The 21,746-nt window shown below is 59.6% G+C and carries 22 protein-coding genes, 1 tRNA gene and 2 pseudogenes; 18 read left to right on the forward strand and 7 right to left on the reverse strand.

The features are described 5' to 3' along the window. The 4 genes from AC1D06_RS27265 to AC1D06_RS27280 form a co-directional block, all read left to right on the forward strand. A partial coding sequence (locus AC1D06_RS27265; protein WP_477988924.1) for a methyl-accepting chemotaxis protein occupies positions 1–571 on the forward strand: 571 nt, incomplete at its 5' end. Continuing rightward, positions 568–1,059 (forward strand): chemotaxis protein CheW, encoded by a 492-nt coding sequence (locus AC1D06_RS27270; protein ID WP_477877941.1) that lies wholly within the window; start codon positions 568–570, stop codon positions 1,057–1,059. The genes AC1D06_RS27265 and AC1D06_RS27270, both read left to right, overlap by 4 nt. A 28-nt stretch (positions 1,060–1,087) precedes the next feature. After that, positions 1,088–1,945 carry a CheR family methyltransferase gene (locus AC1D06_RS27275; RefSeq protein WP_477877942.1) on the forward strand — a complete coding sequence of 286 codons (858 nt, stop codon included), beginning with the start codon at positions 1,088–1,090 and terminating at the stop codon, positions 1,943–1,945. A gap of 6 nt (positions 1,946–1,951) precedes the next feature. Beyond that, positions 1,952–3,049: a protein-glutamate methylesterase/protein-glutamine glutaminase gene (locus tag AC1D06_RS27280; RefSeq protein ID WP_477988927.1), complete on the forward strand. Its 1,098-nt coding sequence runs from the start codon at positions 1,952–1,954 to the stop codon at positions 3,047–3,049. A 58-nt stretch (positions 3,050–3,107) separates the two neighbouring features. Here the strand turns inward: AC1D06_RS27280 and AC1D06_RS27285 are convergent, their stop codons facing one another. Beyond that, on the reverse strand, positions 3,108–4,400 hold the full coding sequence (locus AC1D06_RS27285) for an MFS transporter (RefSeq protein WP_477877944.1): 1,293 nt from the start codon (positions 4,398–4,400) through the stop codon (positions 3,108–3,110). Between the two features lie 47 nt (positions 4,401–4,447). Next, entirely contained in the window at positions 4,448–4,849 is a 402-nt protein-coding gene (locus tag AC1D06_RS27290; protein WP_477877945.1) for a MarR family winged helix-turn-helix transcriptional regulator, read from the reverse strand. A 140-nt stretch (positions 4,850–4,989) separates the two neighbouring features. On the opposite strand from AC1D06_RS27290, the gene AC1D06_RS27295 reads away from it, so the two are divergent. Further along, entirely contained in the window at positions 4,990–5,337 is a 348-nt protein-coding gene (locus tag AC1D06_RS27295; protein WP_477877946.1) for a GFA family protein, read from the forward strand. 21 nt (positions 5,338–5,358) lie between these two features. Here AC1D06_RS27295 and AC1D06_RS27300 read toward each other — a convergent pair whose 3' ends face one another. After that, positions 5,359–6,222: a calcium-binding protein gene (locus tag AC1D06_RS27300; RefSeq protein ID WP_477877947.1), complete on the reverse strand. Its 864-nt coding sequence runs from the start codon at positions 6,220–6,222 to the stop codon at positions 5,359–5,361. A gap of 565 nt (positions 6,223–6,787) precedes the next feature. Between AC1D06_RS27300 and rpoD the strand changes: the two genes are divergently transcribed. Then, on the forward strand, positions 6,788–8,860 hold the full coding sequence (rpoD, locus tag AC1D06_RS27305; RefSeq protein WP_477988930.1) for an RNA polymerase sigma factor RpoD: 2,073 nt from the start codon (positions 6,788–6,790) through the stop codon (positions 8,858–8,860). 147 nt (positions 8,861–9,007) lie between these two features. Next, on the forward strand, positions 9,008–9,301 hold the full coding sequence (locus tag AC1D06_RS27310) for a GYD domain-containing protein (RefSeq protein ID WP_477988932.1): 294 nt from the start codon (positions 9,008–9,010) through the stop codon (positions 9,299–9,301). Between the two features lie 83 nt (positions 9,302–9,384). Here AC1D06_RS27310 and AC1D06_RS27315 read toward each other — a convergent pair whose 3' ends face one another. Next, complete coding sequence (locus AC1D06_RS27315; protein ID WP_477988934.1) at positions 9,385–9,990, reverse strand: TetR/AcrR family transcriptional regulator C-terminal domain-containing protein; 606 nt, start codon at positions 9,988–9,990, stop codon at positions 9,385–9,387. A gap of 76 nt (positions 9,991–10,066) precedes the next feature. On the opposite strand from AC1D06_RS27315, the gene tet reads away from it, so the two are divergent. The 3 genes from tet to AC1D06_RS27330 all read left to right on the forward strand — a co-directional run bounded on the left by tet (position 10,067) and on the right by AC1D06_RS27330 (position 12,706). After that, a complete protein-coding gene (gene tet, locus AC1D06_RS27320) occupies positions 10,067–11,242 on the forward strand; it encodes a Tet(A)/Tet(B)/Tet(C) family tetracycline efflux MFS transporter (RefSeq protein WP_477988936.1) in 1,176 nt (391 codons plus the stop codon). 84 nt (positions 11,243–11,326) lie between these two features. Beyond that, complete coding sequence (locus AC1D06_RS27325; protein ID WP_477988938.1) at positions 11,327–12,022, forward strand: DUF930 domain-containing protein; 696 nt, start codon at positions 11,327–11,329, stop codon at positions 12,020–12,022. A 189-nt stretch (positions 12,023–12,211) separates the two neighbouring features. After that, positions 12,212–12,706, forward strand: coding sequence for a hypothetical protein (locus AC1D06_RS27330; RefSeq protein ID WP_477988940.1), 495 nt, complete (start codon positions 12,212–12,214; stop codon positions 12,704–12,706). Positions 12,707–12,982: 276 nt separating this feature from the next. Here AC1D06_RS27330 and AC1D06_RS27335 read toward each other — a convergent pair whose 3' ends face one another. Next, on the reverse strand, positions 12,983–13,714 hold the full coding sequence (locus tag AC1D06_RS27335; protein WP_477988942.1) for an SIMPL domain-containing protein: 732 nt from the start codon (positions 13,712–13,714) through the stop codon (positions 12,983–12,985). Positions 13,715–13,851: 137 nt separating this feature from the next. Between AC1D06_RS27335 and AC1D06_RS27340 the strand changes: the two genes are divergently transcribed. Beyond that, positions 13,852–13,927, forward strand: a tRNA-Ile gene (locus AC1D06_RS27340). 200 nt (positions 13,928–14,127) lie between these two features. On the opposite strand, the pseudogene AC1D06_RS27345 reads toward AC1D06_RS27340, so the two are convergent. Next, positions 14,128–14,493, reverse strand: a pseudogene (locus AC1D06_RS27345) (tyrosine-type recombinase/integrase); the annotation flags it as partial. Between the two features lie 100 nt (positions 14,494–14,593). On the opposite strand from AC1D06_RS27345, the gene AC1D06_RS27350 reads away from it, so the two are divergent. After that, the gene (locus tag AC1D06_RS27350; protein WP_477988944.1) at positions 14,594–14,758 is read left to right on the forward strand and encodes a hypothetical protein; all 165 of its coding nucleotides are present in this window, start codon (positions 14,594–14,596) and stop codon (positions 14,756–14,758) included. Positions 14,759–15,406: 648 nt separating this feature from the next. Here the strand turns inward: AC1D06_RS27350 and AC1D06_RS27355 are convergent. Continuing rightward, positions 15,407–15,948 (reverse strand): annotated as a pseudogene (locus AC1D06_RS27355) (XRE family transcriptional regulator). Positions 15,949–16,320: 372 nt separating this feature from the next. Between AC1D06_RS27355 and AC1D06_RS27360 the strand changes: the two are divergent. Genes AC1D06_RS27360 through queD form a run of 6 tightly spaced genes read left to right on the forward strand, consistent with a single transcriptional unit; the run spans position 16,321 to position 21,735 of the window. Beyond that, positions 16,321–17,232, forward strand: a complete 912-nt coding sequence (locus tag AC1D06_RS27360; RefSeq protein ID WP_477988945.1) for a hypothetical protein — start codon at positions 16,321–16,323, stop codon at positions 17,230–17,232. After that, positions 17,229–18,353: a DGQHR domain-containing protein DpdB gene (gene dbpB, locus AC1D06_RS27365; protein WP_477988947.1), complete on the forward strand. Its 1,125-nt coding sequence runs from the start codon at positions 17,229–17,231 to the stop codon at positions 18,351–18,353. The genes AC1D06_RS27360 and dbpB (AC1D06_RS27365) overlap by 4 nt, the downstream gene beginning before the upstream one ends. Continuing rightward, positions 18,350–19,717, forward strand: a complete 1,368-nt coding sequence (dpdA, locus tag AC1D06_RS27370; protein WP_477988948.1) for a tRNA-guanine transglycosylase DpdA — start codon at positions 18,350–18,352, stop codon at positions 19,715–19,717. Before dbpB (AC1D06_RS27365) ends, dpdA begins: the two co-directional genes overlap by 4 nt. Next, positions 19,635–20,753 carry a DGQHR domain-containing protein DpdB gene (gene dbpB, locus AC1D06_RS27375; protein WP_477988949.1) on the forward strand — a complete coding sequence of 373 codons (1,119 nt, stop codon included), beginning with the start codon at positions 19,635–19,637 and terminating at the stop codon, positions 20,751–20,753. The genes dpdA and dbpB (AC1D06_RS27375) overlap by 83 nt, the downstream gene beginning before the upstream one ends. Next, entirely contained in the window at positions 20,750–21,382 is a 633-nt protein-coding gene (gene queE, locus AC1D06_RS27380) for a 7-carboxy-7-deazaguanine synthase (RefSeq protein ID WP_477988951.1), read from the forward strand. Before dbpB (AC1D06_RS27375) ends, queE begins: the two co-directional genes overlap by 4 nt. Then, the gene (gene queD, locus AC1D06_RS27385) at positions 21,379–21,735 is read left to right on the forward strand and encodes a 6-carboxytetrahydropterin synthase QueD (RefSeq protein ID WP_477988953.1); all 357 of its coding nucleotides are present in this window, start codon (positions 21,379–21,381) and stop codon (positions 21,733–21,735) included. The genes queE and queD overlap by 4 nt, the downstream gene beginning before the upstream one ends. The last annotated feature ends 11 nt before the right edge of the window (positions 21,736–21,746 follow it).

Consider the following 21,746-nt stretch of genomic DNA (forward strand, 5'->3'; position numbering starts at 1 on the left):
CGGCGAGCATGGCAAGGGCTTTGCCGTCGTGGCGTCGGAAGTGCGCAAGCTTGCCGAGCGCAGCCAGTCGGCCGCGGCGGAAATCAGCGCCATGTCGGGCGACACGGTCCAGGCTGCCCAGGAAGCCGGCGAGATGCTGTCCCGCCTGGTCCCCGACATCCGAAAGACGGCTGAACTGGTCTCGGAAATCACCGCCGCCTGCCGCGAGCAGGATATCGGCGCCAGCCAGATCAACGAAGCGATCCAGCAGCTCGACAAGGTCACGCAGCAGAACTCCTCGGCTTCGGAGGAGATGGCATCGACATCGGAGGAGCTCGCAGCCCAGTCAGAAGAGCTGCAGACCTCGATCGCCTTCTTCAAGGTCGACACGAATGCATCCGTCCGGTCGGCGCAGAAGCCTGTCGCGTCGCGGCCTGTGGCGAAGCCGTCAGTTCACCGGCCGGTCGCGCATGCCGCGGCACCGAAGCAGAACTCCGTCGCCCATCAGCAGGCCCGCGTGAAGGGTTTTGCTCTCGACCTCAACCATGGCGGACCGGATGCCGGCGACGCCGATTTCAGGGAAAGTGCATGATCATGGCATCCTCTTCCAGCGAAGCACAGTTCGTCACGTTCAGCCTCGGCGAGGAAGTCTTCGCCGTCCCCGTCGAGGTCGTGCGCGAAATCCTCGACTATGAGGAAGCGTTCAAGATCCCGAACGGCCCCGACTATCTGCTCGGGCTGCGCAATGTGCGGGGGCAAGGCGTGCCGACGATCGATCTGAGACTGAAGCTTGGTCTCAGCAAGACCGTGCCGACGCCGCATACGCGCGTGCTGGTGCTCGACATCCCGCTGGAAGACCGCCTGCTGACTCTGGGCCTGGTCGCCGATCGCGTCTTCGAAGTGACGCCGTTCCGCAAGGAACAGATCGAACAGGCGCCGGATATCGGCGTGCGCTGGCGCTCGGACTATATATCCGGTGTGGTGCGTCGGGAGACCGGCTTCGTCGTCATCATCGACCTCGCCCGGCTGCTCTCCTCCAGCGACACCGCTTCGCTGGCGCCGAAGGAAGCCGCCGCCTGATCCCTGAGAATGACGTGGAGTTCTGCGTATGTCATCTGTCGCCAACCGCGCGCTGCAGCCAGTCAATGACGGCCTGAGCAAGCGCAATTTCGATCGACTTGCCGCTTTCATCTACGACTATTCCGGCATCAAGATGCCGCCGACCAAGCTGACCATGCTCGAGGGCCGCCTGCGCCGACGGCTGAGAGCCACCAACCAGCCGAGCCTCGATGCCTATTGCGACTTCCTGTTCAAGCAGGGCGGGCTCGAACAGGAAACCGTCTACCTGATCGACGCGGTCACCACCAACAAGACCGATTTCTTCCGCGAGCCGAACCACTTTAACTTTATGACCCGGCAGGTGCTGCCCGAGCTGCAGCGGCAGGGGGTGCGCACTGTGCGCGCCTGGAGTTCGGCCTGCTCAACCGGCGCCGAGCCCTATACGATGGCGATGGTGCTGTCGGAGTTCGTCGGCGACCGTACCGACATCAACTATACCATCCTTGCGACCGATCTCAGCACCGAGGTGCTGCAGGCCGCCCGGCGGGGCATCTATGCGAGCGAAATGGCCGATCCGGTTCCACCCGAACTGCGCCAGCGCTATGTCATGCGGGCACTGGCCAAGGACCGGCGCGAAGTGCGCATCGTGCCGCGGCTGCGCTCTAAGGTGGCATTCGCGCGGCTGAACCTGATGGATGACAAATACGGCATCGGCGATCCCGTCCACATCATCTTCTGCCGCAATGTAATGATCTATTTCGACAAAGATACACAGGCAGGTGTCTTGCGCCGCCTCTGCGACTGCCTTACCCCCGGTGGCTATCTCTTCATCGGCCATTCCGAATCCGTCGGCGGGTTCGATCTGCCGCTGAAGACTGTCGCCAACACTGTATTCCAACGGATTTGAGGGCAGATGCCGACCAAGAAGACCCGCGTGCTGATCGTCGATGACTCCGCCAGCGTCCGCCAGACACTTTCCCAGGTGCTGCAGCAGGACCCTGAAATCGAAGTGATCGGCACGGCATCCGACCCCTTCATCGCCGCCAAGCGCATTCGTGACGAGATCCCGGACGTCATAACGCTCGACGTCGAAATGCCGAACATGGACGGCATCACCTTCCTTCGCAAGCTGATGAGCCAGCACCCGATCCCGGTGGTCATGTGCTCATCACTGACCGAAGAGGGCTCGCAGACGCTGCTGCAGGCACTTGAAGCCGGCGCGGTCGACATCATCCTCAAGCCGAAGATAGGCGCTGCCGACCACCTTTCGGAGATCGGCGACAATATCCGCCACGTCGTCAAAGCCGCCGCCAAGGCGCAGCTCGGCAATCTGCGCCGCAACCGCGACAGGGCAATTGCCCATCCGCTCAATCCGGAGCAAAAGCTGACCGCCGACGCCGTGTTGCCGCCCCCCAGCGGCAGGGCCATGGCCAAGACCACGGAAATGATCGTCGCCGTCGGCGCCTCGACAGGCGGCACGGAAGCGTTGAGGGAAATGCTCGAAAAGCTGCCGGCCAATGCGCCCGGCATGGTGATCGTCCAGCACATGCCGGAGAAATTCACCGCCGCCTTCGCCAGCCGCCTCAACACGCTCTGCGAGGTCGAGGTCAAGGAAGCCGCCGATGGCGATGCCGTGCTCCGCGGTCATGTGCTAATCGCCCCCGGCGGGCTGCACACGCTCATCGAACGCCGCGGCGCCCGCTACCACGTCTCTGTCCGCGAGGGACCGCTGGTGTCGCGCCATCGGCCATCCGTCGACGTGCTCTTCCGCTCCGCCGCCCGCGCCGCGGGCTCCAATGCCATGGGCGTGATCATGACCGGCATGGGCGACGACGGCGCTCGTGGCATGGAAGAAATGCACAGCGCCGGCGCGTTTACGGTAGCCCAGGACGAGGCAACCTCGGTGGTGTTCGGCATGCCGAAAGAGGCAATCGCCAGAGGCGGCGTCGACCGGATCGCGCCGCTGGACCATATTGCCCGCGAAATCATGGCGGCGCAGGCAAGGTTTTGATCAGCAGGCCGGGCGCATAAGCCTATCAGCGCCCGGCATGATTCCAGCATGATTAAAGTCACGCGGCGGCTGCAGCCAGCTTCGCCTTCGGCCGCGCCAGGAACAGCACCGACAACGCCGCGACGACACACATCCCACCAGCCACCTGCAAAGCTGGCATATAGGAGGCGTAATCCGTCCGCACAGTGCCGGCGCCGAAGGCGGCGGTCGCGGCACCCAATTGATGGCCGGCAAAAACCCAGCCGAAGATGACATTGGCCTTGTCGCGGCCGAACTTCTCCGCCGTCAGCTTGACTGTCGGCGGCACTGTTGCCACCCAGTCGAGCCCGTAGAAGACCGCAAACACCGTCAACTGCGCAACGGCAAAACCGGACATCGACAGATAGATCAGCGACAGCCCGCGCAGGCCGTAGAACCAGAACAGCAGGTAGCGGTTGTCATAACGATCCGACAGCCAGCCGGCGAACAATGTGCCGCCGAAGTCGAAGATGCCGACCATGGCAAGCAGGCTCGCGGCATGCACCGAGTCGATGTTGAAATCACCGCAGATCGAAATCCAGTGGGTCTGGATCAGCCCGTTGGTGCTCAGCCCGCAGATATAGAAGGTTCCGAACAGAACCCAGAAGGTCGGCGATCCCGAAACGCTATGGAGCGCTTTGAGCGGCACCAGCAGCAATTGCCCAAAGGTCTTGTCGCGCGCCGGCGGTGCCACGATCGCCCGCTCGCCGAACGGCCCCAGGCCGACATCGGCCGGATAATCACGGATCAGCGCCAGCACCAGAAGCATGGCAACGATGAGCGCGGCCACCACCACGGTCAGCGCCATGCGCCAGCCGATCGTCTGGGTCAATGCGGCGATCATCGGCAGGAAGACGAGCTGGCCGGTGGCGTTCGACACGGTCATCATCGCCACCACGAGGCCGCGCCGGTGCGAAAACCAGCGCGTCGCCACGGTGGCGCCGAGCACCAGCGCCGTCATGCCGGTGCCGACCCCGAGAATAATCCCCCAGAACAGCACGAGCTGCCAATACTCAGTCATGAAGAACGAGCCGACAATGCCGACGGCGATGAGGCTGAGCGCCGCCGTGACCACCGCACGGATACCGAACTGGTTCATGAAAGCCGCCGCGAACGGGCCCAGCAGACCGAACAATATCAGACGGACCGAGAACACGGCCGAAATGCTCTCATTGCTCCAGCCGAATTCCTTCTGCAGCGGCTGCAGCAATACGCCGGCCGAACCCATGGCGCCGGCCGTCGCCAGCATGGTGAGGAAGGTCACGGTCGCCACCACCCAGCCATAGTGCAGGTTCCTGGTGCCCATCCACACCGACAATCTCTGAGACAGCATGTCCATTCCCTTCCAAATTACAGGTATATACCCTCTTTTGCCCAAAATCAGAGCACTGCAAGCAGCTGCTTGAGGTCATTCGTCTTGTCTTCGCCCAGCCGCTCGTCGAGCTTGACCTGGACGTCTTCCCAAACCGGTGTCGCGCTTTCGAGCAGCGCCCTGCCCTTTCCGGAGAGTGTCAACAACGCCTCGCGCTGGTCTTCGCCCGACGTCGTCTCCACCAGTCCCATCCGTTCCAGCACCTTGGTGTTGCGCCCGACCGTGGAGCGATCGAGTTCCATGATCCCGGCAAGGTCGGTCAGCGAAATCGGCTCATTGCGCCGGATATTGCGGATATGGCTGAACTGGCCGATATTGATGCCGAACGGGGCAAGCGCCTCGTCATAGAGCGCCGAGAGCCGCCGCGACGCCTTTCTGAGAAGGATGCAGTAACAGGATGAGCTCGTCATTTCGCGGGTATATACCCGCAGATTTCCGAAGGTCAAGCGGAACTTATAGCGACCCGCGAAAATTACCCCGACAGAATCGGTTGACGCCGCCAGGGTCTCGCGATACAAACAGAACATAAAGGGAACAAAGAGGTGAAATCATGCTTCATCAGGGAAGCTGCCATTGTGGCCGGATCGCGTTCGAAGTCGAGGCGGATTTCACCCAAGCGGTGGATTGCAACTGCTCGCTCTGCCGGAGACGCGGCAGCCTGCTGGCCTTTGCGCCGCGCGACCGGCTGAAATTGAAGACGCCTGTCGAGGCGCTTTCCACTTATAAATTCAACCGGCATGTCATCGACCATCACTTCTGCTCGACCTGCGGCATAGCGCCTTTTGCCGAGGCGGATATGAAAGAAGGCGCCAAGGGTGCGATGATCAATCTGCGCTGCCTGCCCGATTTCGACCTGTCGAGCATCGAGATCGTCAAATATGACGGCGCCAGCCATTAGGCGTGTCGCCTCCAAGCAGCATCACGACCAGAGATCGCTGCCGTCGATATGATCACCGGCATATTTGATGTGCTTGATCACATCGGTCAGGTCGAAGCTATCGGCCGAACTGTCGATCAGCGACTCGATGCGATGGTTCTTGCTCGAAAAGAAATCGACGATGCGGGTTTCACCCTGGTAGCCGTCGACCTCGATGACCAGATCGTTGAGATCATGGGTAAAGACCAGATCATCCTTCGAGACATAGTGGAATTGCAGCTTGTCGGTGCCGCTTGCATCTGAAATTTCGATCTGCGAGTCGGAATTGTTGATCTGGTACTGATCGTTGCCGCTCTTGTCGACCATGGTCACGTGCACGCCGGCGCGATCGTTTATGCCGACGGCATAGATGTCGTCGCCGGTGCCGCCGTTCATGCTGTCATTGCTGACCAAGGACTGAAGGCTGTCATTGCCCGTGCCGCCGATCAGCGTGTTCTTGCCGGCGCCGCCCATCAGGTAGTCGTTTCCGTCACCGCCGTCGAGATAGTCCTTGCCATTGCCGCCGAACAGGAAATCGTCGCCGACCCCGCTGAAGATCCTGTCGTCGCCGCCGTCGCCGCTGAGATACTGGCTGCCTATTGCACCCTTGAGAACATCGTCGCCGGTGCCGCCATAGGCCTCGTCGGACTGGTGGAGGCCGTCGACCGGCTGCGTGCCGTCATTGCCGCAATTGATCCGGTCGTTGCCGCCGCCGCCATAGAGATGGTCGAGCCCCGAGCCGCCATCGATCATATCGTCGCCATTACCGCCATTGATGGTGTCGTTGCCGGTAAGCCCATAGAGCCGGTCCTTGTCGGACGTGCCATCGAGTTCCTCGGATGCGTCTGTGCCTCGTCTCGTCGTCATGGCGAAATCCCAAAGGTGAGTCGGCCGCGAATTGCGTGCCGACGGGCGCAAATGCCGAAAGAATCATCCCGAACCATCCGGCGTGTCAGAAAAATTCTGTGAGCCGCAGCCATGCACAGGTCAACTTCTCTTCGAGAATCAAGGCATTAACGATTGTGGCGAAGCAAGTTTTAGGCAAGCTTTGCCCGCCCTGCCCTTGTCAAATGAATAAAGTCAACTAAATATGCGTCACAGCTGAAGACGGTACGTGGCCCGTAGGATTCAGGCTTTTTATGCTTTTTTGGGCTGAAATGCTTGACGCGACACAAAATAGCGGGAATCACCATTTCAGGCAAAAATCGTGAATTTAAATCTCAGGAAGATCGGGATTGGAACCTATGGGTCGCAGGCTGCGGCAAGTGCCGGTTTCTGTTGAAGAAACAGCCAGCGTCGTAACGGGTCCTTTAACCCTCTTCCTGTTACTTCGTTTGGGCTGATTCGCAAGGCTTGTGCGCCCGAAGGCTGCGAACCAATCCGGCACAGCGAAGTTTTTGTAAAAGATCGGCGTCAGAGAGAGTCGTAAAATATGGCAACCAAGGTCAAAGAGAACGAAGAAGCGGAATCTGAACGCGAAAGCGCGCCGGATGGTCCTCTTCTCGACCTTTCCGACGACGCAGTCAAGAAGATGATCAAGGCCGCCAAGAAGCGCGGTTACGTGACCATGGACGAGCTCAACGCCGTGTTGCCGTCCGAAGAGGTGACCTCCGAGCAGATCGAGGACACGATGGCGATGCTGTCCGACATGGGCATCAACGTCGTCGAGGACGAGGAGCTCGAGGAGCAGGCCCAGGACAGCGCCAGCGAGAGCGATAGCAGCGACGAGGAGAGCGAGAGCGAAGGCGGCGAGCTCGCCACCACCACCGGGACTGCCTTGGCAACCGCCAAGAAACGCGAACCCACCGACCGCACCGACGACCCCGTGCGCATGTATCTGCGCGAGATGGGCTCGGTCGAGCTCCTGTCGCGCGAAGGCGAAATCGCTATCGCCAAGCGCATCGAGGCCGGCCGCGAAACGATGATCCAGGGCCTCTGCGAGAGCCCGCTGACCTTCCAGGCGCTGATCATCTGGCGTGATGAACTCAACGAAGGCAACACGCTTCTGCGCGAGATCATCGACCTCGAAACCACCTATTCCGGTCCCGAGGCCAAGGCGGCACCGCAATTCCAGAGCCCGGAAAAGATCGAGGCCGACCGCAAGGCCGCCGAGGAAAAGGAAAAGAGCCGCAAGGCCCGCATGCCGCAGCTCGGCGGCGACGACGACGACATCACCAATGTCGGCGGCGACAACATCGTCTTTGAGGAAGAAGAAGAAGACGAGGACGAATCCAACCTGTCGCTGGCGGCCATGGAAGCCGAACTGCGTCCGCAGGTGACGGAAACCCTCGACCAGATCGCCGAGACCTACAAGAAGCTCCGCAAGCTGCAGGACCAGCAGGTGGAGGCCCGCCTCGCCGCCTCCGCGACGCTGTCGCCCGCCCAGGAGCGCCGCTATAAGGAGCTCAAGGACGAGCTGATCACTGCGGTCAAATCGCTGTCGCTCAACCAGAACCGCATCGACAGCCTCGTCGAGCAGCTCTACGAGATCAACAAGCGCCTGGTGCAGAACGAAGGCAAGCTGCTCCGTCTCGCCGAAAGCTTCGGCGTCGCCCGCGACGAATTCCTCAACCAGTATATGGGCGCCGAGCTCGACCCCAACTGGATGAAGTCCATCGGCAACCTCTCGGCCCGCGGCTGGAAGGATTTTTCCAGGAGCGAGAACCAGACGATCAAGGACCTGCGCCAGGAAATCCAGAATCTGGCCAGCGAAACCGGCATTTCGATCACCGAATTCCGCCGTATCGTGCAAATGGTGCAGAAGGGTGAGCGCGAGGCGCGCATCGCCAAGAAGGAAATGGTCGAGGCCAATCTGCGCCTCGTCATCTCGATCGCCAAGAAATACACCAACCGCGGCCYGCAGTTCCTCGACCTGATCCAGGAAGGCAATATCGGCCTGATGAAGGCGGTCGACAAGTTCGAGTACCGTCGCGGCTACAAGTTCTCGACCTATGCGACGTGGTGGATCCGCCAGGCGATCACCCGCTCGATCGCCGACCAGGCGCGCACCATCCGCATCCCGGTGCATATGATCGAAACGATCAACAAGATCGTCCGCACCTCGCGCCAGATGCTGCACGAGATCGGCCGCGAGCCGACGCCGGAAGAACTGGCCGAAAAGCTCGCCATGCCGCTCGAAAAGGTGCGCAAGGTCCTGAAGATCGCCAAGGAGCCGATCAGCCTCGAAACCCCCGTGGGCGACGAAGAAGATTCTCATCTCGGCGACTTCATCGAGGATAAGAACGCGCTGCTGCCGATCGATGCGGCGATCCAGGCCAACCTGCGCGAAACCACGACCCGGGTGCTCGCCTCGCTGACCCCGCGCGAAGAACGCGTGCTGCGCATGCGCTTCGGCATCGGCATGAACACCGACCACACGCTGGAAGAAGTCGGCCAGCAGTTCTCGGTCACCCGCGAACGCATCCGCCAGATCGAAGCCAAGGCGCTCCGGAAGCTCAAGCATCCGAGCCGCTCCAGGAAGCTCCGCAGCTTCCTCGACAGCTAAGAGATCTGCACTTGCGGTTTTCGAAAGCGGCCCTTCGGGGCCGCTTTTGTTTTATCGATTTGCAGTCGATTTCCCGCAAGCGTATCCTGTCCGCGGCTGCGGCATGGGGACGGCGTCGATGAGGCGGCGCCGAACGGGAGAGTTGCGATGTCTGCTGCTTATATCCTGCTGATCAACTGGACGGACCAAGGCATCAAGAATGTGCGGGACTCCCCGTCACGCCTGGATGGCGCCAAGAAAATGCTCGAATCCATGGGCGGCTCGTTCAAGGAATTCTATCTGACCATGGGCGAATACGACATGGTCGCCGTCTGCGAGGCGCCGGATGACGCCGTGTTCGCACGCTTCGTCATGACGCTGGCGATGGGCGGCTCCGTCCGGACCAAGACATTGAAGGCCTTCCGCGAAACTGCCTATCGCGAGTTGCTCGCTACGCTCTGACGCCGCGTGGCCAACCGAGCCGGTTTCAGCACCACCTCCAACAGATCGAAGGAGGCGGATGAAGTGAACAGTGCCGCATGATGTCAGCGTCCGCCCAGGACATCGGCCCCGCGGATCATCATCTCGAGCCCCCTCTCGAAAAAGCCCTCCGCGCCCATGGTCCGATAGTGCCGGATCGCCGCCCTCGTCAGCGGAAACCCTTCCGCCGCCCGATCCAGCGCCTCCTGCTCCGGCGGCGGCTCGGATTGTTCCTCGATGACGCAGCCGACCGTGTAGCGCCCGATCGCCACCAGCAGTTCCATCGCCTGCTCGACGCGCATGCCGGCGCCGGCCAGCACGGCGATATGCCGCTCAATATCGGCAAGTTCCTTCGGATCGGCCTCGGTGCCGGCATGCACACGCCCGCCGTCGCGAAAAGCCAGCAGCGCCCTGCGGAAACTGCGCGCATCCTCAGTGACGAATTGCCGCCAGTTCGCCGGATCGACCGGCCAGGTGTGCGGATGCCCGCGTCGCAGGATTTCCTTGTTCATCGCCTCGATCAGCGCCCGCTTGCTACGAAAATGCCAGTAGAGCGCCGGCTGCTTGATATCGAGCCGCTCGGCAAGCGCCCGGGTGGAAAGCGCATCCAGCCCCACTTCGTTCAGAAGTTTCAGCGCCTCATCGACAATCCGCTCGCGGTCGATCTTCATCCTCAGAGTTTTCCCCGTTGCCACGCCTCTTTATCATCGATAAGGAATTTATCAGTGATAAATTTTGAGTTCCACCATGAGAAAATCGCTGCTCGTCGTCTATGCGACGGTCATCCTCGACGCGGTCGGGATCGGCCTCGCCCTGCCGATCTTCCCGGCATTGCTGCGCACGGTCGGCCATGCCGATGATCTCGGCTGGCGGTTCGGCGCCTTCCTGGCGCTCTATGCGCTGATGCAATTCGTCTTCGCGCCGATCCTGGGCGCGCTGTCCGACAGGCATGGCCGCCGGCCGATCCTGATGCTGTCGCTGGCGGGCGCGGCGATCGATTATCTGTTCATGGCCTGCGCTCCGTCGCTCTGGCTGCTGTTCGTCGGCCGCGCGATCGCCGGCATTACCGGCGCCAGCATGGCCGTGGCTTCGGCCGCCGTCACCGATCTCACCGAGGAACAGGAGCGCACGCGCCGCTTTGCCCAGATGAGCGCCTATTTCGGCATCGGCTTCATCGCCGGCCCGGCGATCGGCGGCCTGCTGGGCGAAATCTCGGTGCGCCTGCCCTTCATGGCCGCAGCCGGGCTGAATGCCGCCAATCTGCTGCTCACATGGCTGCTCCTGCCTGAAACCCGGTCGCAGGGTCAACGCTCCGAAGAACACGCGCTCTCGCCGCTCGCCCATTTCCGCTGGCTTGCTGGCGCCGGCACGCTGATGCCGCTGGTCGCTATCTATTTCATCCTGGCCATTGTCGGCGAAGTCGGCGGCACCGTCTGGGTGCTCTATGGCACCGACAAATTCCACTGGTCGACGATGCTGACCGGCCTTTCGCTGGCCGCCTTCGGCTTCTTCCATGCGGTAACCCAGGCCTTCATCGCCGGCCCGATCAGCGAACGCTTTGGCGAACGCCGCACCGTGCTGATCGGTGTGCTGACGGACAGCGCGGCTTACGTCGCCATCGCGCTTGCCACCCATGGCTGGATGGCGTTTGCGCTGATGCCGCTCTTCTGCCTCGGCGGCATCGGCGCGCCGGCGGTGCAATCCCTCCTCGCGGCCGGCGTCGACAGCGGCAGCCAGGGCCGCCTTCAGGGCGTGCTCGCCAGCACCGCGAGCCTCGCCACCATCGCCGGACCGCTTGTCATCAGCATGGTCTATTTCGCCTCGCGCCACAGTTTTCCTGGCCTGGTCTGGGTGCTCGGCGCAGCGCTCTACATCGTCTGCCTGCCGCTGCTGGTGCGGCGCGAAATGCCGCGCATGTCCTGAGCGATTTCCCGCATTCCTTGCTGCCAAACGAAGCCGAACGCATTATAAAGGAACGATGGTTCGGCCGCGAAGCGGGACAAAACGATGAGATGGCATCTTTCCGCCTCGCTGCTCCTGCACGCAGCCCTTCTCCTCGCCCTGATCTTCCTGCAGCCGGTCCCCCTGCCGAAAGCACCGGGTGAACAGCCCGTCAACGTGGTGATCGTGACGCAGCCCGATCGCATGCAGCCGGTCGCTGCGGAAGACAGGCTGCGGCCGGCGCTCGACCAGCAGCAAAAACTCTCCCCCCTCACTCCGGAAGGCATGCTCCAGGCCGAAAACAACCATGCCGCCGAGAAGACCGCCAAAGCGACCACCGCGAAGCCCGAGCCACCTGTGGGATCGCTGATCCCCGCCACGCATCTCTACGCCGATGCCACGCTCGCCGACCGCCACAACAAAAGCGCCCGCGAGGCGATGAAGACGCTTGCCGGCGACGAGCGCATGATCCAGCTCTGCGACATCGAGGCCATGGAACAGGTCAGGCGCAGCGGCGCCACGTTCAAGCCCGACTACGTCATCGCCTATGCCATGGCCGACCTGAAACTCTCCGGCGACGAGGTCGATGCCGAGGGCGGCGCCTTCCTCAGCCACCGCAACTGGTACGGCCTGAAATTCCGTTGCAGCGTCTCGCCTGCCGACGGCAAGGTCACCGCCTTCGCCTTTCTGGTGGGGCAGCCGATCCCTCACGCGCAATGGGCGGCTCACAATCTCACGGCAGACGCGGATCCGGACGATTGAACCTTCGCCTATGCCGGAAATCCCGTCTTCGGATCAGCAAATTCAAATATTTATCGGATTCTCTCATCCTGAATGCAATCTGAACGCGGAATTCCAAATCCGTTCAGGCAGCGGCTGATAATTTCCGCTCAACACTTCGGAAACGGCCACTGCCGAGAACCCGGAGAACCAAGGAGAGTTGAGAAGAGAATGACCAATCTTATCACCAGGATCGCCGTCACGGCCATTGTTGCGCTCAGCACAGTCGGCGGTGTCGTGGCGCAGGCCAATGCCGCGCAGGTGGACGTCGTCATCAAGAAGCCTGTCGTCGTGGTGAAGCCGGTTGTCCGCAAACCGGTCGTTGTCGTCAAGCCAGTCGTCCGCAAATCCGTCCTGGTCGTCAGGCCTTTCGCGCGCAAGCCGGTGGTCATCATCAAGCCCGTGGTGCGCAAGCCCGTCTTCGTGGTGAAACCCTTCGTTCGCAAGCCGGTCGTCGTCGTCAAGCCGGTGGTGCTTAAGCCTGTCGTCGTGGTGCCGGCCGGCCGTTGCACGCAGGCCTTGGCGCTGCGCAAGGCCACCAATCACGGCCTCAACCGTGCCGCCGTCACCCTCATCACCCCGAACCGGATCACGGTGGTTGGCAAGATCGGCGGCGTCTCGACAAAGATGAGATTCGCCAACGCTGCCGGCTGCCCGAGCCTCTGAGCTTACGCCAATCGTCGGTCCGCCACGTCTCCCCACCCCCCCTGTCATGACGGATTGACGTACCCTCCGTGGCACAGCGCCACGGAGGGTTCATTTTTTGCGCCTCTCCTATTTATGAATCTAGGTGACACGCTTCGCTCTTTATTCTCGCGCATGTCGTTATCCCGAAACCGGTGACCACTTTCGGGCGACATGCGCTTGCGCTCATTGTTCTCGCGCATGTCACTATCCCCAAACCGGCGACCACTTTCGGGTGACATGCGGTGGCAGAACCTCCTACTGTTCGATCGCAAAGGTGATCGAGACATTGACCGTATAGGTATTCTCGCCGGCGGCGACCGGCACGGCAGCGTCCGCCCGCTTGGCCATCGACATCCGCTCCAGAGGCTGTGGCTGCGGCTGGCTGCTGGCCTCGCTGATCTCGATCACCCGACCGAGCTTGACGCCGGCGGCATCGGCAAGCGTCCGCGCCTTGGCAAAGGCATTCTTGACGGCGAGCTTGCGCGCCGCCTCGATCGTCTGTTCCGGATTGTCATTGGTAAAGCGGATATCGCCGCCCTGGTTGACGCCGAGCGTCACGGTGCGATCAAGAATGGCGCCGAGCTTTTTCAAGTCCCGGATACGCACCGTCAGCGTGTTGCTCACCTGATAGCCGGTCAGCACCGGCGGCTTCTGCTCGCCATTGCTGTTGTCGGGATAGACATATTGCGGCTGGGTCGAAAAATCCGAGGTCTGCAGATCCTTATCGGCAATGCCCTGATCCTTCAGACCCTTGAGCACCGCGCTCATCGCCTGGCTGTTGCCATCGAGCGCCGCCCGCGCCGTCTTTTCCAGCGTCGCAACACCGAGCGTCACGACCGCCATATCCGGCGCAACCGACGAATCGGCTTCCCCGGAAACAGCGATGACCGCTTCGCGCTTCTCCGCTTCGGCAGCACGGACAGCGACCGGCATGGCGATCATGGTGGCAAGGATGAGCGTGGTCAAACGGATCGGACGAAGGGTCATGGCAGCTTCCATAAGTTGCGGGTTCCAATTTGTCGCAGGCGATTGTGCAGCTTTTGCGACGGACGCTTGCCCGATGATAGGATTTCCGCTAGAGCCTCGCCAGACGTTTGACCATTGCGACGCGCGGCGCGCGTTTAGGGCCTGTAGCTCAATGGTTAGAGCCGGCGGCTCATAACCGCTTGGTTGGGGGTTCGAGTCCCTCCGGGCCCACCACTGCTGTCTTCGGACGTTGTTTTTCCATCGTTTTTTCCTCGATTTGTCTCACCGGAATTCCGGGTCGATGAAAGTGGGACATTTTTGCGTGCCATATGGCTCTTGCGTCGCTCAAAGCCGGCATCAATGATCAGCTTTGACTGAGCAGCTTTGGTGTAAAGCTGAGCCATCTTTGAATCGGACCAACCGAAGATCGCCATAAGCTGATGTTCGGTCGCTCCTGCTTCCGCCAGGATGGTAGCAGATGCCTTTCTGAGACCATGGGATGAGCATTCCGGCAGATGCGCGTCGTTGCACCATTGGCGCATCTTGTTTCCAAAGCCGTTCGAACTGAAAGGCTTGCCATACTCGGTAATCAGGAAGGTGGGCTCTTCGTGCGTCATGGCATCAAGTGCTTCGCGGAGATCATCAGTCATCGGAAGGCTGAGCCACCTTTCATAGTGCGCAGCGCCCTTCTGCGGTGAGAACTCAATTCGGTCGCCGTTCATGTTCTTCCAGCCGAGCTTTACAAGGTCCGACCGCCTCACACCGAGGTTGAGCATCAGCTCCATCGCAAGTCGTGCCATCGAGCCAAGGCGGTAGGTTTTACGAAAGCGCGCCACCTCTGCCTCGCTCCAGGTGTGAAAACCTGGAGACCTATGAATTTTCCCAACGCCGGTCGCGGGATTGAAGGTCGCCAGCTCGGCGCTGATGGCCCAGTTGAACAGCGCCTTCAGATATTTCACCAGCTTATCCGCCGCGCCGGGTGTGCCAACCCGCTTCATCTGGCTGGCTTCGATGTCCGATTTACGGATTTTCTTGAAAGGTAATTCGCCGACATTGGCGCAGTAGCGGTCGAGCACGCTCTTCTTGTCCTTCTTCGTCGCCGGCGAGTGACTTTGGAAGGCTTTGGAGCGGTAGTAATTCTGCACAAGCCAGAGCACCGAACCGGGTCGGATCTGCGAGATCTGTGGTTCATCCTTCTTGCCACGGTCGCCAGACATCACACGGTGATACTCCGCTGTAAATTCCTGCGTCACGCTGCCCTGTTCATCACGATGGGGGGACTTCATCCGATATTTGGGCATTCCCGGCACGCGGATATAAAAGCGCTCATTTCCGTGCCGATCAGTATCGATCGAGCAATACTTAAAGGGGACACGTCGGCTAACCGACCGTGTGGTCGAACGGGTTTTCACCATCGTCGTCCTCTTTTCCATTACGCTGCAATTCGACGAGTTTACGCCACGATGACAAGACGTCGCCTGTGTCCCACCGGCGTAGTGCGCCGACCTTAATGCCATGTGGCATCCATCCCTTTCTGATCCATTCGTCGAAAGTGGAAATGGATATGTCTAGCAGAGCCGCAGCCTCGGGCCTGCTAACGGCTATGGGTAGAGTGATTGTGTTCGGTATACGGCTTTGTGGGGCAACCATTGAAGTACGCGCCTCTCGACATAACGTCAGTCTTCATAGAATTGAAATGAATGCTCTGTCCCATCATAGGCCAGAAAATCTGTTCGCAAAATTGTAGGATTCTACATGAGGTGGGACGAGAGTCAGGGCGTCGAGCCCGGTACGACCGTCAAGAGCGCCGTGAGGCAACAAGGAACCGATAAACTGCCCAGGCACCCGAAAGAGTCTTCATGCAGTTTTGGGAGCGCCGCATAGGGACCGTCCAGGTGGAGTTGCCATGCCGGAAAACGGAACCCGCGCTTGGCGCCATCCAGGCCAAGCACCTGGCCGTTTTGACGCTTGGTATTCACCGCGACCCGCGAAACGCCAAGAAGATCGGAAAATGCGTCCGCATTGAGCATGTGCTCCTCGCCGAGGATCTCCGCAACGCGGCGCCGGCCACGTTCTAGCGCGGCCGCGAGGGCGGCTTCGAGTTCGCCATCCGGCGCACCAACCTTTCCCACCGGAAACGCGCCTTCGCGAACCACCGGATCATCCTCGACGATCGAGATCGTCTGTGCCCCAGCAAGCGAATCCACGACGACGCGGAAACTCACCTGATGGCCAGCCTTCTGGCTCGGTTGCACCGCCTTGGCATACTCCTTGAGAAGCGCTTTCTCGAAATCGGCCTATCGAGGCGGCTTCATCGATAGCGCGATGGTTGGGGTTTCGCTTGCGGTCGTTTTCGTGACCGGAATGACAATCCCCTTCCACAAATCAATGCAGGCAAGTGGGGTCAGTTCGTCAAGTTCGTTAATGCAACAACGATCGGGTGGCTGTTCGAAGTCGCCTTGCAAGTCAGCCATAACTGCAAATAGCGAAAATAAAGTGCGCAGTTTCCTGGGGAGCCCAAAGATTGACTGCAGTTTCTGTATTGACCTGAATGCAATGTCGCAGTTATCTGCATGACTGAAATAAGTTGCTCCAGTAAACGGGTGACGCCCACAGAGACACCCATTATGCCCGTAATTCTCACCGCCTGCACGCAAAGAAAGCGGGTTACCCCCAGTCCTTTGTTGTGCGCCCGAGATTTGCCAATCGGCACTTTAGGGCAAGTCGCCAACGCGTGGATGGCGAGGATCGCAACTGTTGCGGACGTGGCTCCGGCAAAGGATATTTATTGCGGCCGATCATTTGTGGAGGCAAAAAAAGCGGCGGACTTCGCGCAGGCGGATCTCCATGTCGTGTCGGCCGGACTCGGGCTCATCCACAGCCAGCAGGACATTCCCTCCTATAACCTTACTGTTTCCAAAGGCAGCCAGGATTGCATACTGGACAAACTCCAGGATCATGGCGACGCCGATTGGTGGGCCGCGCTTGGCGGCTACAAGACGATGAATGAAGTGCTCGACAGGTCGAGCGGCCTTATCATAATTGCACTTCCTTCCCCCTATTTGCGAATGGTGGCTCCGGCTCTTCAGGGCGTTTCGGACGCGTTGTGTGATAGGATAAGGATTGTCGGCGGTCGCGATGTACCCGAACTGAACCCTCGGCTGGAAGGCGTCCGACTTCCTTATGATGACCGCCTGGACGGCCCGCAAAGCACTCTGCCCGGCACCCGATCTGATTTCGCGTCCCGTGCCGTTCGCCATTTTGTCGAGAACGTCCTTTCCGCTGCGCCACTTGCGACAGCCAAAGAACATGCCGAACTCGTTGAGGTCGCGCTTGCGGGATGGGGTCGCCCCTCTTCCAAGTCGGGCACGCGGATGTCGGATTGTGATCTCAAATCCATAGTCCGAGATCACTGGTCGCGCGCCGATGGCCGGTCGACAAAGCTGCTTCGGATATTGCGAGATGAATTGAATATCGCCTGCGAGCAAAAACGATTTGTCAGATTAACGGCCGAGATCCGCGAAGAGAGGGCGCTATGAAGAGCGTCAAAGACAATCTGATGGTTCGGGCGGTCAAAACGCAACAAGGCGATCGTATCGACGTCTATGCGTTTTTTCTGCATGGCTCGGATCTGACGCGGATTGCCAACATTAGTCGTATCCATCGCGATGAAAAGGACCTGAAGGGCTTCCAGCGCAAGGAAATCAAAAGCCACGTTAAGGCCATCGTCGAGTTCCTAGACAGCGGCCCGGTCCTCTTTCCGAACGCTATTACCCTTGCTCTTTCATCCGAAGTGACATTTGACGTCTCACGCGGCCCAAAGCCAAAAGGGCTTTCGGAAGTCGGCGTTTCAGGCACGTTGAATATTCCGCTCTTTGAGGACGGCAAGCGAGCCGCTTGGATCGTCGACGGCCAACAGCGATCCCTGGCGCTCGCAAAAGCCAAAGACAGTCGCTTCCCCGTCCCTGTTGTCGGCTTCGTTTCACAGGATGTTCAGGTCCATCGCGAGCAGTTTATTCTGGTCAACAAGGTCAAAGCGCTGGACGTCCGGCTGATCAACGAACTGCTCCCTGAAGTCGGGTCACTCCTGCCAAAGGACCTTGCCGCCAACCGCTTGCCAAGCGAACTTTGTAATCTCCTCAATCRGCAGCAGAAGTCACCGTTCTATCGCTTGATCCGACGTGCCTCCGATGCCGGTGATGAGCAGAGCGTCGTCAATGACACGGCTTTGATTGATGCAATCAAGCAAAACCTCAAGGGCCCTCATGGGGCTCTCAACCAGTACAAGCTTTCGGCGGAAGCCTATGATCCCGACGCGATGTACGAGGCACTTGCTCTCTACTGGACGGCGGTCCGCGACGTATTTCAGGAGGCATGGGGCAAACAACCGACGGAAAGCCGGTTGATGCATTCTGCTGGCATCAAGGCAATGGGCGCATTGATGGATCAGGTGATGTTACGTGCCGATAGTTCTGCGACGCCGGAAGCCGAAGTCAGGGAGGCGTTGCACCGGATCGCGCCACTTTGCGCTTGGACGGAAGGAACTTGGGAGGGGCTTGGCCTTCAGTGGAATGAGATCCAGGGTACGCCGCAGCACAACCGACTGCTTGCCGAGCACCTGATGCAACTCGACCGTAAGCTATCGAGGCCGACGCGATGAAGTTCATTTTTGCCGACAGTCTCGATCACGTCGACCCCGGTTACGACTTTCTCCGGGACCGCTATTCGGAGGGCCGCACGCCTTACTGGGATGACGCTTATCCGCACGAAATCATGGGATATGCCCCATACAAAGGCATGCTCGTTTCGCGCGGGATCGTTGGCGGTGCAGCAGTTGGCGGAAAATATACGGAAGCACAGTCAATGCGCTTCCGCCGAGTGGGTGCGCGGGAGTTTCTCCGCCTCGACAAGCCAGCATTTGAACATCTGCCCATTTTTGGCGATTGCGGCGCGTTTACATATCATAAGGAAGATAGGCCTCCCTACACGCCCGAGGACACGGCAGAATTTTATGACGATGCGCGGTTTACCCACGGCTGCTCGGTTGACCATATCATTTTCGACTTCGACGAGAGCCTGACTGGTTTTGAAGGCGGCACTGAAGAAGCACGCCGGCGATTTGAGATCACGCTTGAGAACGCGGCCGCCTTTCGGACGGCAACGCAGCATATGTCAAGCCGCTTCACTCCGATGGGCGTCATCCAGGGCTGGTCCCCTGGCAGCATGGCCGAGAGCGCGCGCCGTCTGGTGGCGATGGGCTACGATTATCTGGCACTCGGCGGCACCGTTCCGCTGAAAGCGGCACAGATCAAATCCTGCCTGGTCGCGATCCGAGATGCCATTCCGCAAAGTACCCGCCTTCATATTCTAGGCTTTGCAAAAGCTGATGAGATCCATACCTTTGGCTCTTTTAACATCACCAGCTTCGACACGACGTCGCCGTTAATCCGCGCATTCAAGGATGCGAAGGCAAACTACTTCCTTCCGACCAAGACCGGTAAACTCGAATATTACACAGCCATCCGCGTGCCTCAGGCGCTCGAGAACCCGAAGCTGCAGCGCCTTGCAAAGCGCGGGTCGCTCAACCAGGAGCGCCTCGTTTCCATGGAGAAAACCGCGCTCGCGGCCCTGCGCTCCTACGATAAGGGCGAAGCGCAACTGGAAGAGACGCTCGACAGCGTCCTAGCCTACGCCACGCCCGCAGTCATGGGGACGACGATCGACGAATTACCCGGCGCCAAGGCAGTCAAGGACCTTCGCGATCGCTATGAGCGAACGCTTCGCGACAGGCCCTGGAAGCGGTGCAACTGCCCCATTTGTTCGTCGCTTTCGATCGAAGTAGTGATCTTTCGAGCGAGCAATCGCAACAAGCGGCGCGGCATTCACAATCTGGGCGTCTATGATGCCCTGGTCGACCAACTCCCAAGTAATAGTGGCCGAAATGACAAAATTGAAGTTCCAAGCGATCAGAGCCAGACAGAGCGAAGCGCACACAGTCCTTTCATTTGCAGCGCTAGCGTCTGATCTTCAGAGGTTTGCTGTTATCGAGCGGGTTGCACGCGATGACGCAGGTGCACTGAGCGGTTTTCAGCGTCCGCAGATCGCCGGCCATATTCGTGAGATCCGTGATTATCTGGAAAAGCCGGAAGCAATTTTGCCGAACCCGATCGTCGTTGCTTTCACAAACAGCGTCCAGGTGTTCGATCAAAGCGCCGACGGACGCTGCACGGTTGAAATCGACATCGCCGGCGGTGCACCCGGCATGGTAGTCGACGGCCAGCAACGGCTCACTGCACTGGGGCAGGTCCACGAGAAAGATTTCCAAGTTTTCGTGTCTGCAATCATCTGCCGCGACGACGAAGAACTCCGCCGCCAGTTCGTGTTGATTAACAACACACGGCCTCTGCCGAAGTCGCTGATTTATGAACTGCTGCCGACCGTCACCGGCCTACCGCGTCGCCTTGGCGACCGTTCAGTCGCTGCAGAGATCGCAGCGCGCTTGAACTACGACGCAAAGTCGCTGCTAAAAGGACAGGTGTATCAGCATACCAACCCAACCGGATTTATCAGGGACACCGCGATCCAGCGTGTAATCATCAATTCGCTGAGCGATGGCGTTATGCGGGAGCTCATTCGCGAGCCCGACGGCGCCGATCTTTGCTTCAAGCTGATCAGCGATTTCTATGGCGCTGTGCAATACGTTTTCCGCAAAGAATGGGTCGATCACACACCGAAGACATCTCGTCTTGTGCACGGCGCAGGGATCATGGCGCTTGGCTATGTCATGGAACTGTTGGCGTTGCTCGACGGGGCAAGAACGTCAGATGAGTTTTCCAAGGGCCTCGCCTGCCTGATCGACAATACAGCTTGGACGTCGGGGGAATGGAACTTCGGCGAAAACGACAAGCGCAACTGGAAGTCTGTTCAGAACGTCAATCGCGACATCGTCACGCTTGCACAGTACCTAGTTGGCATTGTTCGAGCTGATATCAAGCGCCGCCGTAGCCAGGCGACCGATGCATCCGAGACTGTTCCGCAAAAACTGGTGGGCCTATCATGACCTATTCTGTCAAGGAGTTATTCAAGACACTCCAGGGGGAAGGTGCCCAAGCTGGCCGCGCCGCGGTGTTTTGCCGTTTTGCTGGTTGCAATCTTTGGACCGGCCGCGAGGAAGACCGGCATAAGGCGGTGTGCCAGTTCTGCGATACAGACTTCATCGGGACAGATGGCGAAGGCGGCGGTAAGTTTCGCGATGCCGTCGAGCTTGCTTCGGCGATCGCTCGGACATGGGGGAGCGTTGAGAGCAGGCGCTATGTCGTCTTCACCGGTGGAGAACCGCTTCTACAAATCGATGACGCGCTGATTGCGGCGGTCCACGAACACGGTTTCGAGATCGCCATCGAGACGAATGGAACAATCGAACCGCCAAAGGGCATCGATTGGATCTGCGTCAGTCCAAAAGCCGGCGCGCCATTCAATCTCAAATCCGGCAGCGAACTGAAGCTGGTTTATCCGCAGGCGCGGCTGCTTCCGGACGATCTCCCCGACGTTTCCTTCGAGCATTACTTCCTGCAGCCGATGGACGGGCCAGATCAAATCGAGAATATCGCGGCCGTGACGGCATTTTGTCTTGAAAACCCCCGCTGGCGGCTCAGCTTGCAGACACACAAAATGATCGGGATCCCATGAAAATCACGCAAGCATTTACATTTGAGGCTGCCCATAGACTTCCGAATGTGCCCCCAACGCACAAATGCCATCGCATGCACGGGCACTCGTACCGGGTCGAACTGCAGCTAAAAGGCGCCGTCGATCCACAAACCGGTTTTGTGATCGACTTCTTTGATGTGGAGAAAGTTTTCGGGCCGGTTCTCGAAAGCCTCGATCATCATACACTCAACGATATCGACGGCCTCGAAAACCCGACGGCGGAGAATATCGCTGTCTGGATTTGGCAGAAGGTCAAGCCGCTACTCAACGAGTTGAATTCCGTGAAGGTATTCGAAACGCCATCCTGCTGGGCGGAATTTGAAGGCAATTAAAAGGAATCGGG

The organism is Rhizobium sp. P2_G2 (genome assembly GCF_056403555.1).

Bases quoted from the DNA above. Each gene is read 5' to 3' on its own strand.
- AC1D06_RS27270 (WP_477877941.1), top strand. From the start codon at position 568: ATGATCATGGCATCCTCTTCCAGCGAAGCACAGTTCGTCACGTTCAGC.
- AC1D06_RS27275 (WP_477877942.1), top strand. From the start codon at position 1,088: ATGTCATCTGTCGCCAACCGCGCGCTGCAGCCAGTCAATGACGGCCTG.
- AC1D06_RS27280 (WP_477988927.1), top strand. From the start codon at position 1,952: ATGCCGACCAAGAAGACCCGCGTGCTGATCGTCGATGACTCCGCCAGC.
- AC1D06_RS27285 (WP_477877944.1), bottom strand. From the start codon at position 4,400: ATGCTGTCTCAGAGATTGTCGGTGTGGATGGGCACCAGGAACCTGCAC.
- AC1D06_RS27290 (WP_477877945.1), bottom strand. From the start codon at position 4,849: ATGACGAGCTCATCCTGTTACTGCATCCTTCTCAGAAAGGCGTCGCGG.
- AC1D06_RS27295 (WP_477877946.1), top strand. From the start codon at position 4,990: ATGCTTCATCAGGGAAGCTGCCATTGTGGCCGGATCGCGTTCGAAGTC.
- AC1D06_RS27300 (WP_477877947.1), bottom strand. From the start codon at position 6,222: ATGACGACGAGACGAGGCACAGACGCATCCGAGGAACTCGATGGCACG.
- AC1D06_RS27310 (WP_477988932.1), top strand. From the start codon at position 9,008: ATGTCTGCTGCTTATATCCTGCTGATCAACTGGACGGACCAAGGCATC.
- AC1D06_RS27315 (WP_477988934.1), bottom strand. From the start codon at position 9,990: ATGAAGATCGACCGCGAGCGGATTGTCGATGAGGCGCTGAAACTTCTG.
- tet (WP_477988936.1), top strand. From the start codon at position 10,067: ATGAGAAAATCGCTGCTCGTCGTCTATGCGACGGTCATCCTCGACGCG.
- AC1D06_RS27325 (WP_477988938.1), top strand. From the start codon at position 11,327: ATGAGATGGCATCTTTCCGCCTCGCTGCTCCTGCACGCAGCCCTTCTC.
- AC1D06_RS27330 (WP_477988940.1), top strand. From the start codon at position 12,212: ATGACCAATCTTATCACCAGGATCGCCGTCACGGCCATTGTTGCGCTC.
- AC1D06_RS27335 (WP_477988942.1), bottom strand. From the start codon at position 13,714: ATGACCCTTCGTCCGATCCGTTTGACCACGCTCATCCTTGCCACCATG.
- AC1D06_RS27360 (WP_477988945.1), top strand. From the start codon at position 16,321: ATGCCCGTAATTCTCACCGCCTGCACGCAAAGAAAGCGGGTTACCCCC.
- dpdA (WP_477988948.1), top strand. From the start codon at position 18,350: ATGAAGTTCATTTTTGCCGACAGTCTCGATCACGTCGACCCCGGTTAC.
- dbpB (WP_477988949.1), top strand. From the start codon at position 19,635: ATGACAAAATTGAAGTTCCAAGCGATCAGAGCCAGACAGAGCGAAGCG.
- queE (WP_477988951.1), top strand. From the start codon at position 20,750: ATGACCTATTCTGTCAAGGAGTTATTCAAGACACTCCAGGGGGAAGGT.
- queD (WP_477988953.1), top strand. From the start codon at position 21,379: ATGAAAATCACGCAAGCATTTACATTTGAGGCTGCCCATAGACTTCCG.